The 15,226-nt window shown below is 62.0% G+C and carries 11 protein-coding genes; 5 read left to right on the forward strand and 6 right to left on the reverse strand.

Going from position 1 to position 15,226, the window contains the following annotated elements; translation table 11 throughout:
- Together addA and trxA are read left to right on the forward strand one after the other, a co-directional pair.
- Positions 1-3,450, forward strand: a complete 3,450-nt coding sequence (gene addA / locus LK535_RS01825) for a double-strand break repair helicase AddA (protein WP_227770186.1) — start codon at positions 1-3, stop codon at positions 3,448-3,450.
- A gap of 47 nt (positions 3,451-3,497) precedes the next feature.
- A complete protein-coding gene (trxA, locus tag LK535_RS01830; protein ID WP_227770187.1) occupies positions 3,498-3,821 on the forward strand; it encodes a thioredoxin TrxA in 324 nt (107 codons plus the stop codon).
- Between the two features lie 134 nt (positions 3,822-3,955).
- Here the strand turns inward: trxA and argJ are convergent, their stop codons facing one another.
- Positions 3,956-5,182, reverse strand: a complete 1,227-nt coding sequence (gene argJ, locus LK535_RS01835; RefSeq protein WP_227770188.1) for a bifunctional glutamate N-acetyltransferase/amino-acid acetyltransferase ArgJ — start codon at positions 5,180-5,182, stop codon at positions 3,956-3,958.
- 122 nt (positions 5,183-5,304) lie between these two features.
- On the opposite strand from argJ, the gene LK535_RS01840 reads away from it, so the two are divergent.
- The 3 genes from LK535_RS01840 (at position 5,305) to secA (ending at position 8,925) form a co-directional block, all read left to right on the forward strand.
- Positions 5,305-5,778, forward strand: coding sequence for a TonB family protein (locus tag LK535_RS01840; protein WP_227770189.1), 474 nt, complete (start codon positions 5,305-5,307; stop codon positions 5,776-5,778).
- A 58-nt stretch (positions 5,779-5,836) separates the two neighbouring features.
- Positions 5,837-6,094, forward strand: a complete 258-nt coding sequence (locus LK535_RS01845) for a hypothetical protein (protein ID WP_227770190.1) — start codon at positions 5,837-5,839, stop codon at positions 6,092-6,094.
- Positions 6,095-6,189: 95 nt separating this feature from the next.
- Positions 6,190-8,925, forward strand: coding sequence for a preprotein translocase subunit SecA (gene secA / locus LK535_RS01850; RefSeq protein WP_227770191.1), 2,736 nt, complete (start codon positions 6,190-6,192; stop codon positions 8,923-8,925).
- 154 nt (positions 8,926-9,079) lie between these two features.
- On the opposite strand, the gene LK535_RS01855 is transcribed toward secA, so the two are convergent.
- The 5 genes from LK535_RS01855 to LK535_RS01875 all read right to left on the reverse strand — a co-directional run bounded on the left by LK535_RS01855 (position 9,080) and on the right by LK535_RS01875 (position 15,173).
- Positions 9,080-9,685 carry a CC0125/CC1285 family lipoprotein gene (locus tag LK535_RS01855; protein ID WP_227770192.1) on the reverse strand — a complete coding sequence of 202 codons (606 nt, stop codon included), beginning with the start codon at positions 9,683-9,685 and terminating at the stop codon, positions 9,080-9,082.
- 110 nt (positions 9,686-9,795) lie between these two features.
- The gene (locus LK535_RS01860) at positions 9,796-10,965 is read right to left on the reverse strand and encodes a glycosyltransferase family 4 protein (RefSeq protein ID WP_227770193.1); all 1,170 of its coding nucleotides are present in this window, start codon (positions 10,963-10,965) and stop codon (positions 9,796-9,798) included.
- Positions 10,966-11,016: 51 nt separating this feature from the next.
- Entirely contained in the window at positions 11,017-12,801 is a 1,785-nt protein-coding gene (locus LK535_RS01865; protein ID WP_227770194.1) for a cation:proton antiporter, read from the reverse strand.
- A gap of 18 nt (positions 12,802-12,819) precedes the next feature.
- Positions 12,820-14,025 (reverse strand): OpgC domain-containing protein, encoded by a 1,206-nt coding sequence (gene opgC, locus LK535_RS01870; RefSeq protein WP_227770195.1) that lies wholly within the window; start codon positions 14,023-14,025, stop codon positions 12,820-12,822.
- On the reverse strand, positions 13,953-15,173 hold the full coding sequence (locus LK535_RS01875) for an NADP-dependent isocitrate dehydrogenase (RefSeq protein ID WP_227770196.1): 1,221 nt from the start codon (positions 15,171-15,173) through the stop codon (positions 13,953-13,955). Before LK535_RS01875 ends, opgC begins: the two co-directional genes overlap by 73 nt.
- Positions 15,174-15,226 lie beyond the last annotated feature (53 nt).

A 15,226-nucleotide genomic window follows, 5' to 3' on the forward strand; every position in this document is an offset into this window, starting at 1 on the left:
GTGAGCAGTTCCTCGGGCGCCCGCCCCCTTCCCCCGCTGAGAGGTGAGCAGCGCCGGGCCAGCGCGCCCGACGCGCATGTTTGGCTTTCCGCCTCGGCCGGCACGGGCAAGACACAGGTGCTGTCTGCCCGCGTATTCCGGTTGCTTCTCAGGGGCGTGGAACCTTCGGCGATCCTTTGCCTGACGTTCACCAAGGCGGGTGCCGCCGAAATGGCGGCCCGCGTCAGTCAGCGATTGGCCGCATGGGTGCGAATGAAGGATCGCGATCTGTTTGCGGACCTCATCGCGCTTGGGGAGCCAGGAGATCCTGCGCAGCGAGACAGGGCGCGAACTCTGTTCGCGAAGGTTCTCGACGCGCCCGGGGGTGGCCTTCGCATTCAGACCATTCACGGCTTCTGCCAGGGGCTTTTAGCAGCCTTCCCGGCGGAAGCCGGACTTGTTCCGGGTTTCCGACCCATCGAGGCGCGCGAGGAAGCGGTCCTCGCTCGCGGTACGCTGGCGGATCTGCTTGTTACGGCGGAAGAGGAGGGCCGTGCTGGTCCGCTGGAAGCGATCGGCAAGCTCAGTATCCGCTTGGGGGAGGCAGGGGCGGAACGATACCTCCACGACTGTGCCCGTGCTGCCGCTGCGCTGGACGACCTGCCCGCTGGCATCCAGCCGTGGTTGCGCCGCGAATTGGATCTCCCAGCTGGCGATGTTGAGGATCACATCCGCGATGCCTGCGGTGATGACTCAATCGATCGTGCTGCACTCGAGGTGATCGGCGCCCTGAACCGCGGCTGGGGTGGTAAGAAAGGCTCGTCGCGGGCCGACACGATTGCGACCTGGCTGTCGGCAGGCACTGAGCAGCGAGCCGCAACGCTTGACCAGCTTCATCTGGTTTGGGCGAAAACCGATGGCGTTCCGCGATCATTCGTGAAGGGGCAAGCACCGGCGGATCCGGAATATGCCGACCTCGCCATGCGCCTGCACGGCACCTGCGGAGAGCTGCTCGCGTTGCGTGTGCGTGCTGCCTATGCCGATCTGCTGGCTGAGGCTCTGACGGTCGGGCGTGAATATGCGCGCACCTATAGCGCCGCCAAGCGGCGGCGAGGGCTGGTCGACTTTGACGATTTGATCGGGGCAACCGTTCGCTTGCTGGAGGTGCCAGGCATCGGCGACTGGGTCCGGTTCAAGCTCGACCAGACGACCGAGCATGTGCTGATCGATGAAGCGCAGGACACGAACGTCGCGCAGTGGCGCATCGTACGTGCGCTGGTGGACGAGTATTTCGTGGGTCGCGGTGTCTATGCGCCGTCCATGCGTACGCTGTTCACCGTGGGTGATCACAAGCAAGCCATCTTCGGCTTCCAAGGTACCGATCCAATCAACTTTCGGGCGGCGGAAATGCATTTCGCACGCAAGGCGGCTCTGGTAGCCGGCGATGACCGTATGCCGGCGGATGAACGCGGCCTCCCGTTTGAACAGCTTTCGCTGGTATCCTCCTTCCGCTCCACGCGCCCGGTCCTGGAGTTTGTCGATGCGGCGGTCGAGGCACTCGGTTCGGAAGCGCTTGGGCTTGATGCTGCCATGCCTCCACACGCGAGCGAGGTTCCGGGGCCTGGCTGTGTCGAGGTGTGGCCTCCCATCGCAGTCGGCAACGCCGAGGATGACGGCGGCGACGAAGAGTGGATCGACGATGCGGTGCGTGCCAATGCGACGCGTATTGCTCGCGAGATCCGCGCATGGCTCGACAGCGGCGCCATTCTGGAAAGCAAGGGTCGCCCGATCCGGCCCGAAGACATCATGGTGCTGGTCAAGCGGCGCGGCGAGATTGCGCAGCTGCTGGTGGCCCGCCTCTATGCGGAAGGGGTGCCGGTCGCGGGCGTCGATCGCCTTCGGTTGAACGCGCCGCTCGCAGTCCAGGATCTATTGGCCACCATTCGCTTCGTCCTCCAGCCTGAGGATGATCTAAGCCTTGCCAATCTGCTGGTGTCCCCGCTCATCGGCTGGAGTCAGGAAGAGCTGCTCGCGCGCGCGGTCCCCCGAACGGGTAGCCTGTGGCGGCATCTGTCCGAGCATCATCGAGATCTTCTCGGGCCACTGGACCGCATGCTCGCTCGTGCGGATTTCACGACGCCTTACCGCTTTCTCGAAGAGATCCTTTCCGGGCCGCTCGAAGGGCGACGGCGCTTGCTGTCCCGCCTTGGTGAGGAGGCACGCGATCCGATCGAAGAGCTGCTGAGCGCGGCGCTTGATTTCGAAACAACCGCAACCCCGTCGCTGCAGCGCTTCCTCGACTGGTTCGATCGCGGCGAAGTGGAGGTAAAGCGCGAGGCGGAAGGGGCGCTCAGCGCGGTGCGCGTCATGACGGCGCACGGTGCGAAGGGGCTGCAAGCGCCAATCGTGATCCTTGCGGACGCCACGGCGGACCCGAAGGCCACTCGAGGCGGGACACTGATGTGGACTCCGGATGGTTCTACCGCGCCGATCCCGGTGATTCCGCCGCGTCCGCCGGAGCTTGCCGGGTCGATTGCAGACGTTGCAGCGCAAGTGGAGACGCGCGAACTGCAGGAGCACTGGCGCCTGTTCTATGTCGCTGCGACCCGCGCGGAGGAGCGGTTGGTGATCGCAGGCTCGCTGAGCGTCAAGTATCGCAACGGCCCGCCGGAGGCGAGCTGGTACGCGGCCGCTCGGCGCGCGTTCGATGCGTTGGGAGTGCCCGAGGGCGACACCCGTGTTTTTCGCGGGATCCGACCCGATGATCCCGTGCCTTTGCAGTCTCCCGGAACAACGGAAACAAGCGAAGCTGAGCCACTGCCCGCTTGGGCACGTACGCCAGCGGCGCCGGAGACCCGTCCGCCCCGGCCGCTTGCCCCCTCGTCGATCGGTGAAGATGCCGTTGCGGATCCACCACCCACGCCTGCGATGCGCGCGGCGGCGGAGCGTGGTCGGCTGATCCACGGCCTTTTCGAACGCCTGCCGGCTGTCCCCGCTGAGAGCCGTCGGGCGGCGGCGGATCGTTGGCTGTTGCAGGTCGGGCAAGTGTCGGATCCCGATGAGCGATCGGACGTAATCGAAACGGTATGTGGGATCCTCGCCGATCCCGAGTCCGCCCCGCTGTTCGGCCCAAGTTCCCTGGGCGAGGCGCCGATCAGCGCTGTGGTGGAAGGCGGCTTGGTAATCACCGGCACCGTGGATCGCTTGCTTGTGACGCCGGAGCGCGTGCAACTGGTTGATTTCAAGACGGGGCGATTCGCGCCTGCAGGGCTGGACGCAGTTCCCATTTATCACGTTCGCCAGATGGCCGCGTACGTTGCGGCATTATCGGTGATCTTTCCCGACCGTCCGGTCGAAGCGTCGTTACTCTACACATCGGCGCCGTTGCTCATTCACCTTCCCGAGAGCCTGTTGGCGACGCACAAGCCGGGCTTGACCCGGGCGGAGCAAAGCTTGCCCGTGGGTCGTTGAGTGTCCCGTTTCGCGAACCTAAATCGGTGCGCAAAGGAGATTGTTACATGGCCACCAAGAAGATCACCGACGACAGCTTTCAGGCAGACGTCATTCAGTCGGACAAGCCTGTCCTCGTGGATTTCTGGGCGGAGTGGTGCGGCCCGTGCAAGATGATCGGCCCAAGCCTGGAGGAAATTTCCGAAGAGCTCGGCGAGCAGGTCACCATCGCAAAGATCAATATCGATGAGAATCCGGATGCACCGGGCCGCTATGGCGTGCGCGGTATTCCGACGATGATCCTGTTCAAAGGCGGCAATCCTGCCGCAACCAAGGTCGGCGCTGAGCCGAAGGGGCGGATCAAGGCCTGGCTAGAAGGCGCTCTCGCCTGACGATCGGTGGCACCGGCTCGGTCTATTGATGACCGCGCCGGTTTCCCGGTCAGATGATGAGAGGGGCGCAGCTAGCGGCCCCTCTCGGCGGGTTCCCGGTCTCGGCGCAAACGTCGGGAAATCCACGGGTTGGATCAGCTCCGATAATCGGCGTTGATGGAAATGTAGCCGTGCGTCAGGTCGCAGGTCCACACCGTTGCGCGCCCTTCGCCGAGGCCAAGATCAACGCCGATCTCGATTTCCTGTCCTCTCAAATGCGCAGCGACCGGCGCTTCATCATAGCCGTCTACCGCTAAACCGCCGCTTGCCACTTGCGTCGAGCCGAAACGGATCGCGAGCCGATCGCGTTCTGCGGGTTCGCCCGCTTTGCCCACAGCCATAACCACCCGCCCCCAATTGGCGTCCTCGCCCGCGATAGCAGTCTTCACCAACGGTGAATTGGCGATCGACATTGCAATACGATGCGCCGACGGATCGTTCGTGGCGCCTTCCACAGTGATCTCGATGAGCTTGGTCGCGCCTTCCCCATCACGCACGACCAGTTGGGCCAATTGGTGGCACAGATCCGACAATGCCGCGCTGAAGGCGTCGGCACCTGCGCTTTCGTCGTCCGTGAGCGGAGCATTTCCCGCCTTGCCGGTTGCGAAGGCAAGCACGGTGTCGCTGGTGGAGGTGTCGCCATCCACCGTGATGCACGAGAAAGTGCGGCCGTTCGCTGCCGAAAGTGCGGCCTGCAGGAATGGCGCATCAACAGCGGCATCGGTGAAGATGAAGCCGAGCATGGTTGCCATGTCCGGGGCGATCATGCCCGAGCCCTTGATCACGCCCACCAGAGTGATTGGGCGTCCATCGACGATAGCTGTGGTGACGGCGCCTTTCGGATAAGTGTCCGTGGTGCCGATCGCCGCTGCGATCTCGCGCCAGTCACAGGGGCGGGCATTGACGGCCGAATCGAGGCCGGCTTCCGCCTTGTCGATTGGCAACGGCACGCCGATCACGCCGGTCGAGGCGACGAAGACGTCGGATGGCTGGCAGCCAAGCTGGGCCGCGACACGAGCGGCGATCGCTTCGACGGCCGCTCGGCCGCGATTGCCGGTGAACGCATTCGAATTGCCGGCATTCACAACGAGGGCACGTGCTTCGCCTAGGACGAGCGCCCTTCGGCACCACTCCACCTCCGGAGAGGGACATTTCGATTGCGTCAGCACGCCCGCCACCGTCGTGCCGGGATCAAGCGTTACGAAGCTGAGGTCGCAGCGATCCCATTCCTTGTAGCGCGCCCGCGCGACGCGAGGCGTGGCCCCATCGATTGACGGCAGGTCAGGGAATGGAAGGGCGAGTGGAGAAACGGCGTGTGACATGAAACTGCCATGCTGCCGCGCGATGAAAAAGTCACCAAAAGCGTGATTGACCGATCATGATCGTGCGGTCAGTTTTGATGGGTGAGGGGGCTCCATCGTACATCCGCGGGACACGAGCGTGGTTGGCGTGGCGCGTCGAGCGCTACGTGACACCGCAGCATGACCGATGCGGTTATATCGTTATCGGCGCCTGTGTCGCGCTTGGTACCGCGATCATCATGTTGCTCACGAGCATTGTCGAACGGGAGATCGCCAGCTGGTCCATGCCCGAGGCACCGCCGAGCCGCGCCGGGCCCTCGACGGTTGCGGAGCAGAGCGACCCAGACGCAGCCTGCGCTCCAGCGGCGGAGTGGGGCACCGCCGATGATTATCCGCTTAACGCCATCATGCAGGATCAGGAAGGAACGACGACGCTCAGCTGGATGGTCGGCGACAATGGCCGGATTGCTTCGTGCCGCATTGCCGTATCAAGTGGGCACCATCTGCTGGATCAGGCTGGCTGCCGTGCCATAATGGCGCGCGGCTGCTATGACCCCAAGAGCTTGTCCCACAAGCGGGAGTTCACCCGGCGGATCGTATGGCGGCTGCCGACGTAATGAAGTGTGACGCTTTTGGGTTGGCCATGTCGGCCGGCCTCCCTATGTCCGGGCTGAAATGAATCTGCTGCTCCTCCTGTCCGCTTTGCTCTCGGCGCTGTCCGGCGTCGGCGCGAGCGTGCGGTCGCAGGATCGCGCGCAGGCGGTGGCCGAGGGGTCGCTCACTACGACGGCGACGGCGCATGCCCCACGGCTCCTCACCCAGCGTCCCAGGACGGCGCTGCCGACGTTACGTGAGGCGGCGCTGCCGGGTGAGGTGCGGGCATTAACGCTTGTGGCGGCCGAGCCTTTGTTCGCCAGCCGCAGGCGCGAATAGAGAATTCCTCCCGACTCACGCGTCGGACCAGCACGCCTTTTCCGCGCGCGCCCAGCGAGGCTGCCGCGCCGCATCGATTATCAGGATATCAGCTCATGTTCGGCAACTTCGCCAAGTCGCTCTTTGGCTCTTCAAACGACCGCTACGTTCGCTCGCTCAACCCCATCCTAGCAAAAATCGCTTCGTTCGAGTCGTCGCTGCAGGCGATGGACGATGCGACGCTTTCCAATCAGACGGTGCTGTTTCGCGAAAGGCTGGCCAGCGGCGAGAAGCTCGACAACCTGCTGCCGGAGGCATTCGCCACCGTGCGCGAGGCTGCTCGCCGCGTGCTGGGCCAGCGCCATTACGACGTGCAGATGATTGGCGGTATTGTGCTCCACCGCGGTGAGATCGCCGAAATGCGCACAGGTGAGGGAAAGACGCTGGTGGCGACGCTCGCCACTTACCTTAATGCTCTGCCCGGTGATGGCGTTCACGTCATCACCGTCAATGACTATCTGGCTGCGCGCGACGCCGACTGGATGGGCCGGGTGTATCGGTTCCTTGGGCTTACGGTTGGCGTGATTGTCCCCAACCTTAGTGATGAGCAGCGGCGCCAGGCGTATGCAGCCGATATCACCTACGGAACGAACAACGAGTTCGGCTTCGACTATCTGCGCGACAACATGAAGTACGATCGCACGTCCATGGTGCAGCGTCCGTTCGCCATGGCAATCGTGGACGAGGTCGACTCGGTGCTGATCGACGAGGCGCGCACCCCCCTGATTATCTCCGGCCCGACCGACGACAAAAGCGACCTCTACATGCAGGTCGACGCGATCGTGAAACAGATCACGCCGGACGATTACGAGAAGGACGAGAAGCAGAAGACGATCGTTCTCACCGAAGAGGGCACCGAGCGGGTGGAACGGCTGCTGGAGGCGGCCGGCCTGCTTGAAGGCGCGAACCTCTACGATTTTGAAAATACCCAGGTGGTTCACCACCTGAACCAGTCGCTCCGTGCGAACGTCATGTTCAAGCGGGACATCGACTATATCGTGAAGGACGGTAAGGTCATCATCATCGATGAGTTTACCGGCCGCATGATGGACGGTCGTCGCTGGTCGGACGGTCTCCATCAAGCGGTGGAGGCAAAGGAAGGAGTTCAGATCGAGCCCGAAAACCAGACCATGGCCTCGATCACGTTCCAGAACTATTTCCGCATGTATCCGAAGCTTGCTGGCATGACCGGCACTGCGGCGACGGAGGCCGCAGAATTCTTCGATATCTATAAGATGAACGTCGTCACCATTCCGACGAACAATCCGATCCGCCGCGTTGACGAGGAGGATGAGTTCTACAAGGACACGCACGACAAGTTCCGCGCCATTGCCAAGCGAATTCGGCAGCATGCCGAAAAGGGTCAGCCGGTGCTCGTCGGTACAGTGTCGATCGAGAAATCCGAACTGCTCAGTGACTTCCTGAAGCAGGAAGGCGTCGATCACTCGGTGCTGAACGCCCGCTATCACGAGCAGGAAGCTCACATTGTCGCCCAGGCGGGACGGCTTGGAGCGGTCACGATTGCCACGAATATGGCGGGGCGCGGCACCGACATTCAGTTGGGCGGCAATCTCGAATTCCGTGTGGAAGACGAGCTTGCGGGCATGCCCGACGGGCCGGACCGCGATGCTGCTATTGAGCAGATCCGGGGTGAGATTGCCGCTGAAAAGGCCAAGGTACTGGAAGCAGGAGGTCTTTTCGTCCTCGGTACCGAACGTCATGAGAGTCGTCGTATCGACAATCAGTTGCGCGGCCGTTCAGGCCGTCAGGGCGATCCGGGTCTCAGCCGATTCTACCTCAGCCTCGACGACGACTTGCTGCGTATCTTCGGTCCGGACACGTTGTTTGCGCGCATGATGCGGAACAACATCGAGGATGGCGAAGCAATCGGCAGCAAGTGGCTGACCAAGGCCATCGAAACTGCGCAGAAGAAGGTCGAAGCGCGCAACTACGACATTCGCAAACAGGTCGTCGAATATGACGACGTAATGAATGACCAGCGCAAGGTGATCTACGAGCAGCGCGCGGACATTATGGACGCGGAGACGGTCGGCGACGTCGTTGAGGACATGCGCGCCGAAACGGTGAACGCCATTGTCGGCGAGGCCTGCCCGGTCGGCTCCTACCCCGAGCAATGGAACATCGACGGCATGAAAGCGCGTCTCGCCGATGTGCTGAATGTCCATCCTGCCATTGAGGATTGGTTGAAAGAAGACGCGATCGACCCGGAAATGGTGACGGAGCGCGTGCGCGCCGAAGCCGACGCGATGATCGCAGCGAAGGCGGCTGAACTGGAATCAGAGACCTGGACGCAGGTCGAGAAGTCGATCCTTCTCCAGAACCTCGATCATCATTGGAAGGAGCATCTGGCGACGCTCGATGCGCTGCGTCAGGTGGTTCACCTGCGCGCCTATGCACAGAAAACTCCCATTAACGAGTATAAGCAGGAAGCGTTCGCGCTGTTCCAGCGGATGCTCGACAATATCCGTGAGGACGTGACGAAGACGATCGCTCATGCCGAGTTCCGGCTGCAGGCACCGCCGCCGCTCCCAGACCTCCCCGACTTTATCACAACGCACTTCGACCCATTCTCGGGAGAGGATAATTCGGCCGATGTGGATGCGGGCACGCTTGGTCTCATCCAGACCCAGATGCCGCCCATGCAGATCCCTCAGCCCACGGCAGCGGATCTTGGTGAAGATCCGGAAAATTGGCGTGGTCAAGTCAGCCGGAACTCGCCGTGCCCTTGCGGCTCCGGCCGCAAGTACAAGCACTGCCACGGCACGGTTTAAGCGGCGGCACGTCGAGGAGTACGCCTGCGGCTTGATCGCGCAGGCGCTCGGCTGCCATTCGCTTGGCGATCTGATCCTCGTCGAGGACTTGTGGTGAAAAAAGGGGCCCTCGCTGGAATTGACGAGGGCCCCTTCTATTTACATTTCGCTGCGGTCAGCGGCGACGCTGTTGCTCCGGCAGTACGATGGTCGGTCCGAGCCGCTCGACAACATCGCGAGCGTTGAAGGCGCGGACTTCTCCAGAGGGCGGTGAGCCCTTGCCCATCACGATCTCGGCAGACGCCTCATAGCGGTCGACGGTCCGGACGTCGAAGTCGTTGAATCCGCCACCCCACGGACCCCAGCCGCCCCATCCACCCCAAGGCCGGCCGTAGAAGCGCCAGGAGGGACCCCAATAGCCGCCCCAACCGCCATAGCCCCACCCGGGACCAAATCCGGTGCCGGGCGTCGAATACGTCCGCGCCTGGCGATCGGTCTGGCGATCCACCGTCACGAAATAGTCAAAGCCGTTTTGAAGCGTCAGTTCGGCAGCACGGAACAATAGATAGCGCTCGACGGTGTCGCGGTCCGTAACGGTGTTGCCAGCGAAGTTGACGAGGAAACGGTTTGCTTCGACCTGGCGCTCACTAAAGCCAGTGCGGTTGAAGCCGGATCCGGTGGCAGGACGATATGGAGTCTCCGTGGCGCACCCCGCGACCAGCAATGCACCAGAAACGGCCGTCGCCATCAGCAGGCTGCGACCGGTACGCAAGATTTTCATTATGACGTCTCCGAAGCCCGCCGATACGGCGGAATGAATCGCTTGTAGCTGTTGTTGCCGGAACGTCCGATGAACGGATTGGCTCCGAAAAGCCACGTCTTGTCGTGCGCCTACGCGCCGGCGGCAGTACGCTGGAGAGTGGAGGCGGCGTCTTCAAGATAGGCGTTGAGCACTGCCTCGTTGATTGCGTCCCAGCGGTAACCGGCGGCCTTCTGATTGCCGGCCCGGCCCATGGTTTCGCGTCGCTGAGGATCCTTGATCAGTGCGGAAAGCGCGTCGGCATAGCTGGCGATGTCGCGGGGCTCGACAAGGAAGCCGGTAACGCCGTCATCGACCAGCCCAACGGCGCCTGAGGCCCGTGCTGCGATGACGGGAATGCTGGCCGCCATCGCTTCCAGCGTTACGTTCCCGAACGTTTCGGTCACGCTGGGATTGAAAAAGATGTCCATCGACGCAACCGCGCGTCCCAGTTCATCTCCTGCTTGGAACCCGGCGAACGCAGCGTCTGGAACTTGCGAGGCGAACCACTCGCGCGCCGGACCTTCACCAATCACCAGAACGCGATGGGCTATCCCGCGGCGTTTCAGTTCGGTCGTGACCGAGGCAAAGACGTCCAGCCCCTTTTCCTTCACCAGCCGTCCAAGAAAGCCGATCGCAACCTCATGATCCGCAATCCCGAGCTGCCGCCGCCATTGCGGATCGCGCCGGGCAGGGGAAAAGCGGCCATGGTTCACACCTCGAGACCATATTGTGGTTGGCGTCTTGACACCCCAGCTTCGTAGAATGTCGCCGATCAACGGGCCCGGCACCAGAACGCGATCAACCCGATCGTAGAACCTTGCGAGCATGCGTTCAAAGAACGGCTCAATGAAGCCCAAGCCGTAATAGCGTGGGTAAGTTTCGAAGCGGGTGTGCAGCGAAGCCACCCGCGCAATGCCGTGGCGCCGCGCATAGCTGATTGCCCGATGACCTAGAATGTCGGGAGCCGACACGTGGATCAGGTTGGGCGCGAATGCCGCCAAGTCACGCTTCACCTTTGCGGGCAGGCCGCGGGCGAGCCGATATTCGCCGCGCTCTCCCGGGAGCGGGATGGCCGGCACATCAACAAGGTCGCCCGTTGCCGGGAATGCCGGCTCGGCAACGGTGGGTGAGTAGACGCGGACGTTCACGCCACGGCTGAGAAGATGGCCTACCAGCAAGTTCAGCGCCTGGTTCGCGCCATCTCGGGTGTAATTATAATTGCCGCTGAAAAGTGCGACACGAAGGTCCGACGGCTCCATGATCGTGGCCGGGTAGCGCTTGATTGCGGCGAACGCTGGGCAGCGGTCACTCTAGATTTGCGATGCGGTGCCTATCTCGCTTTGTCGCGGCAAGCGGCGGATGCGCGGCTCACGGCTGAGTTTTGCCTCTTGCCGGATCGTCTGGCGGAGTTCGTCGCGCTTTTCGTGAATGGAAGCAATCACCGGGCCCATTGCGACCCCAAGGTCAACGAGAACAGCCTCGGAAAGCTGCAGCGAACTCTCCAACGTCTCCGGCACCGCATCTGTCGCACCGGCACGGTAAAGCTCTGCAGCGTGGGCCGCGTCCCGCGCGCGCGCGATGATCGGAAGCTCAGGCGCCAATGCTCGCACCCGTCGTGCAAGGCGCACGGTAAGTACCGGATCATCCATCGTTAAAACGAGGGCGCGAGCTGCAGGCAAGTTGAGACGATCTACCAACTCTGCACGGATGACGTCACCATACATTACCGACTTCCCGCTCGCCCGCGCCGCCTTCACCACGTCGATGTCTGCCTCGACGGCAAGATAAGGTTGGGCATGCACGTCAAGAAGTTCGGCAACCATGCGGCCCACGCGCCCGAAGCCGATAATGACCGTATGCTTTCCGTCGTCGGGAGCGGTCGCCGAGGTGTCATCATTACCTTCGATCCGCCTGGAGATGGCGCTTCCTACCTTGGCCAACACGGGGGTGATGGTGAGACCTATGGCTGTCACCGTCTGCCAGAATGCAGCCGTTGAAGCTTGAATGAGTTGCGCCTGGGCGGCCGTGGCAAGTACGATCAACGTGGTTTCTGACGGGCTGCCCATGAGCAATCCCGTTTCCGCTGCGACGCCGCGCCGCGCATTGGCGATGCGGAGGAAAAGGTACGTAACTGCCGTCTTCACGGCCACGACGCCCGCCACCGCCAGGAGCAGGTCGGACCAATTCCTGACAATCAGCCGCAGATCCAGGCTCATTCCTACGCTGATCAGAAAAACGCCAAGCGCCAAGCCCTTGAAGGGCGCTGTTATCACCTCAACTTCTGTATGGTATTCGGTTTCCGCAATCAGAAGACCCGCCAGCAGCGCACCCACAATCGGCGACAGGCCAGCGGCAGTCGTGGCGACACTTGCCACAATAACGACGAGGAGCGACGCCGCAAGGAACAGCTCCGGGCTTTTGGTGCGTGCCGCCTGGGCGAACAGCCTCGGGAGCACCAGTCGCCCCCCGATGTAGATCGCAACAACCGTCAAGCCGCCGCGCAGCGCTACCATGCCGATGTTACCGAAGCCGTCTGCTGCCGCCGAAGGTGCAAGGGCACCGAGGGCAAAGATGATTGGCACCAGTGCCAGATCCTCAAACAGGAGCATGGCGAACGCGCCCCGACCAACGGCACTGACGGTGCCAACGAGCGGAAGAACGAGAGCGGTAGAGGACAGTGCGAGAGCGAGGCCCAATCCGATCGCCCCTGGCCAGCTTTGTCCCATGATGTGCAAAGCCGCACCAATAATCAGCGCCGAACCCAAGAGCTCAACCGGACCAATTCCGAACACGAGACGGCGCATGGCCCACAAGCGTCGAAACGACAGTTCAAGGCCGATGGAAAACAGCAGAAGGACGATGCCGAATTCTGCGAACGGCTCAATCGAATGAGGGTTCGAGATGGTGAGGTAGTAAAGCCATGGCCATCGGTCCACTTGGCTACCGAGCCCCGCCGGACCCACCAACAGACCCACAAGGATGAAGCCAATAACCGGGCTGATCTTGAACCGGGCGAAAGCTGGGATCACGAGGCCAGCGGCGCCGAGGATCACCAGTGCGTCAGAGAATTGCGGGTTGTCGAGACCAATCGCCATCCACTTTCCTTGCCTCGATCAAGTTCGATTGTCAGTAGCGCGATGCCGATGTCGTGGTTTTCGTGCGCTTTCCCGCCACCATGCGACCAACGCTGTCAGCGTCACCGCAGTAAGAACCGATAGACAGTAAACGAGGTGACCGCCGCCGGCCCGGTCCCATGTAAGCGCCAGCACATAGGTTGCGAGTACACCGGCAGCGAAGCAGTCCAAGCTGTGACGGCCGATGGTGGCAAGCATCCTTGCTGGCGGCGTATGCAGGAGCCGCCGCGCCGCGGTAAGCAGTGCGGTATATAACATCAGGACCAATATCGCGTGGCCGAGCCGCAGCAGATGAAGGCCGTATCGCGGCGTCAGCCATTCTGGCGCTGGGGCTTCCCACGTCTTCAGGAGCGCTCCAGCCAGGAACAGGGAAACGAACAGCACCAATGGTGTGCGGTGGGTCTCCAGCCACCGAAACAGGGCCAGGTGCAAGCGTCGCGCGCCCAGCGCCATGGGAACAAAGAAAATCACCTGCCAGCTTAGCAGCTTTAATATGCCGTCGTCGGTGGCAGTAGGCGAGCCGTCGATGCGCTTGATCGTAAGGATCTGAGCTACAACGTAAATAGTGGCAGATGCTGCGATCAGGACCCGGGGCGATCGGGCGTGGATGACAATCGCCAGCGGCGCGATCAACATAAGGGTGACGTAAAGGAGGAGGATGTCGAGAAGCCGTGGCGCCTGCTGCAGCGCTCCCATGCGAACGATTGCGTCCAGCGGATCATTCACGAGATCGTTGAAGCGCCAAAAGTCTAGCTCGATAGTCGACATGAGAAAAGCCAGCGGAAAGACCGCTGCCAATAGTGCGAAATTGTAAAGCCAGAGCGTTGCGGCGCGCTTGACGACGGCGAGGATTGGCTGCGGCCGGGCGAGATAGACCAAGCCAACCATATAACCTGACAGGATGACGAACAGCTCGGCAGCCGTCGAATAACCATAGCGCGTCGGCGTCGGAACAAGTCCGGAAGTAAGGCCGCCTGCCTCCGCCACTTGGCTGAGATGATTGATGACAATCGTTAGAAGCGCGCAGCCGCGAAGAATGTCGATCCGCGGCTCGCGAGCAATGACAGCTCCCGGCGATGTGCCGGGAGCTGCATTGTGGGGTGGGGCGGAGCTTATGCCCAGGCCGCCATCTTGTTCTCGAGGTTGACGCGAACCGCTTCGAAGAATTGCTCGGTCGTCATCCACTTCTGGTCCGGGCCGATCAGGATCGCGAGATCCTTGGTCATGTCGCCATTCTCCACGGTTTCGATGCAGACCTGCTCCAGCGTCTCGGCAAAGCGGGTGACGTCCGGAGTGTCGTCAAACTTGCCGCGGAACTTCAGGCCGCCAGTCCACGCGAAGATGGAAGCGATCGGGTTAGTCGAGGTCGCCTTGCCCTGCTGATGCTGGCGATAGTGGCGCGTCACGGTGCCGTGCGCCGCCTCGGCCTCGATCGTCTTGCCGTCCGGGGTCATCAGCACCGACGTCATGAGGCCCAGCGAGCCGAAGCCCTGCGCGACCTGATCGGACTGTACGTCGCCATCATAGTTCTTGCAGGCCCAGACGAACTCACCGTTCCACTTCAGCGCCGATGCGACCATGTCGTCGATCAGGCGGTGCTCGTAGGTGATGCCGAGCTCCTTGAACTTTTCTACGAACTCCGCCTCGTAAACCTCAGCAAAGATGTCCTTAAAGCGACCGTCATACGCTTTAAGGATCGTGTTCTTGGTGCTGAGATAGACCGGCCAGTTGCGATTGATGCCGTAGTTCAGCGACGCCCGGGCGAAGTCACGGATCGACTCGTCAAGGTTGTACATGCCCATGGCGACACCAGCGCCCGGGAAGTCGAACACCTCATGCTCGATTTCCTGGCCGTCCTCGCCCGTCCATTTCATGGTCAGCTTGCCGGCGCCGGGCACCTTGAAGTCCGTCGCGCGATACTGATCGCCGAATGCGTGACGACCGACCACGATCGGGTGCGTCCAGCCCGGAATGAGGCGGGGGACATTCTTGATCACGATCGGCTCGCGGAAAACGACGCCGCCCAGGATGTTGCGGATCGTGCCATTTGGCGACTTCCACATCTTCTTGAGGCCGAATTCTTCGACACGGGCTTCGTCCGGCGTGATGGTGGCGCACTTCACGCCGACGCCATATTTCTGGATCGCTTTGGCACTGTCGACCGTCACCTTGTCGTCGGTGGCGTCGCGATGCTCCATGCCGAGGTCGTAATAGTCGAGATCGATGTCGAGGTACGGCTTGATCAGGCGCTCACGAATCCATTCCCAGATGATCCGCGTCATTTCGTCGCCGTCGATCTCCACGACGGGCGTTTTCACCTTGATCTTCGCCATTGTTCGTTTCCTTTGAGGGAGGTTCTGGCGCGGTCGATACGGGTAAGGGGGCG

It is taken from the genome of Sphingomonas sp. IC4-52, assembly GCF_020707225.1.
In the GTDB taxonomy this organism is placed as follows: Bacteria; Pseudomonadota; Alphaproteobacteria; order Sphingomonadales; family Sphingomonadaceae; genus Sphingomonas.

Excerpts from the sequence above, each read along its gene's own strand:
- trxA (WP_227770187.1), top strand. The coding sequence starts at position 3,498 with ATGGCCACCAAGAAGATCACCGACGACAGCTTTCAGGCAGACGTCATT.
- argJ (WP_227770188.1), bottom strand. The coding sequence starts at position 5,182 with ATGTCACACGCCGTTTCTCCACTCGCCCTTCCATTCCCTGACCTGCCG.
- LK535_RS01845 (WP_227770190.1), top strand. The coding sequence starts at position 5,837 with ATGAATCTGCTGCTCCTCCTGTCCGCTTTGCTCTCGGCGCTGTCCGGC.
- secA (WP_227770191.1), top strand. The coding sequence starts at position 6,190 with ATGTTCGGCAACTTCGCCAAGTCGCTCTTTGGCTCTTCAAACGACCGC.
- LK535_RS01855 (WP_227770192.1), bottom strand. The coding sequence starts at position 9,685 with ATGAAAATCTTGCGTACCGGTCGCAGCCTGCTGATGGCGACGGCCGTT.
- LK535_RS01860 (WP_227770193.1), bottom strand. The coding sequence starts at position 10,965 with ATGGAGCCGTCGGACCTTCGTGTCGCACTTTTCAGCGGCAATTATAAT.
- LK535_RS01865 (WP_227770194.1), bottom strand. The coding sequence starts at position 12,801 with ATGGCGATTGGTCTCGACAACCCGCAATTCTCTGACGCACTGGTGATC.
- LK535_RS01875 (WP_227770196.1), bottom strand. The coding sequence starts at position 15,173 with ATGGCGAAGATCAAGGTGAAAACGCCCGTCGTGGAGATCGACGGCGAC.